Raw genomic sequence first — 300 nt, forward strand, 5'->3', positions numbered from 1 at the left:
CGGATGGGGTGGTTGCCGCGGTCGCCCGCGACATAGGCGGCCGGTAAGCCGCCAGCCGCCCATCAAATCACCGTCCGGCCCGCCGCGCCGCCACTTGCCCCAGCACCGCGAAATCCTTCTCACCGTCGCCATGCGCGACCGCTTCGATCAGACTGTCGCGGACGACGCTCGCAATCGGCAGCGGCGTCGTGACGGCGTCGGCGGCGGCCAGTGCGAGACGCAAGTCCTTTAGTCCCAAACGCGCCTTGAAGAGCGCCGGCTCGTAGCTGTTCTCGGCGATCATCTTGCCGTAGCCGGCAT

1 protein-coding gene is annotated in these 300 nt (G+C 68.3%); it reads right to left on the bottom strand.

Annotated elements, in window-relative coordinates:
- Window positions 1–67: 67 nt before the first annotated feature.
- A partial coding sequence (locus SB753_RS36200; RefSeq protein ID WP_410804921.1) for an NAD-binding protein occupies window positions 68–300 on the bottom strand: 233 nt, incomplete at its 5' end.

It is taken from the genome of Paraburkholderia sp. SIMBA_053, assembly GCF_046534895.1.
Taxonomy (GTDB): Bacteria; Pseudomonadota; Gammaproteobacteria; order Burkholderiales; family Burkholderiaceae; genus Paraburkholderia; species Paraburkholderia caledonica.